This window comes from Kitasatospora sp. P5_F3 (genome assembly GCF_054049135.1).
The window spans coordinates 1-854 of the sequence record NZ_JBFUMY010000198.1 but is presented as its reverse complement, the minus strand read 5'-3'; the positions used below and the strand labels follow the sequence as shown (position 1 = coordinate 854).

The window sequence follows — 854 nt, the reverse complement described above, 5'->3', positions numbered from 1 at the left end:
GCCCTTGCGGGTGTTGACCTCGGTGGTGAGTTGGGGGAGGACGGTGAAGAGGTCTCCGACGACGCCGTAGTCGACGAGTTCGAAGATGGGGGCTTCGGGGTCCTTGTTGATGGCGATGATGGTCTTGGAGGTCTGCATGCCGGCGCGGTGCTGGATGGCGCCGGAGATGCCCGCGGCGATGTAGAGCTGCGGGGAGACCTGCTTGCCGGTCTGGCCGACCTGGTTGGTGTGCGGGTACCAGCCGGCGTCGACGGCGGCGCGGGAGGCGCCGACGGCCGCGCCGAGCGCGTCGGCGAGGTCCTCGACCACCGTGAAGCCTTCGGCTGCGCCGACGCCGCGGCCGCCGGAGACGACGATGGCGGCCTCGGTCAGCTCGGGGCGGCCGGAGGAGACGCGGGGGGTGCGGGCTGTGACGGTGGCGGCGTTGCCGGTGAACGTGATGGTGACGTTCTCGACCGTGCCGGCGGCCGGGGCGGGCTCGGGGGTGGTGGAGTTCGGCTTGACGGTGATGACCGGGGTGCCGTGCGAGACCTTCGACTTGACCTGGAAGGAGGCGGCGAACACCGCCTGGGTGGCGACCGGACCGCCGTCGCCGGCCTCCAGGTCGACGGCGTCGGTGATGATGCCGGACTCCAGGCGCAGCGCGACGCGGGCGGCGATCTCCTTGCCCTCACCGGAGGAGGTGAGGAGCACCGCACCCGCGCCGGCGGTCTTGGCGATCTGGGTGAGCGCGTCGACCTTGGGGACGACGAGCTGGTCGGTGAACTCGGCGGCGTCGGCGGTGTAGGCCTTGGCGGCGCCGTATTCGGCGGCCTTGGCGGCGATGCCCGCGGCGGCTTCGCCTGCGCCGCGCC

Annotated in this window: 1 protein-coding gene; it reads right to left on the bottom strand. The window is 72.5% G+C overall.

Annotated features, from left to right (window positions below):
• A partial coding sequence (locus tag ACXJMZ_RS37310) for an electron transfer flavoprotein subunit alpha/FixB family protein (protein WP_457034432.1) occupies window positions 1-854 on the bottom strand: 854 nt, incomplete at both ends.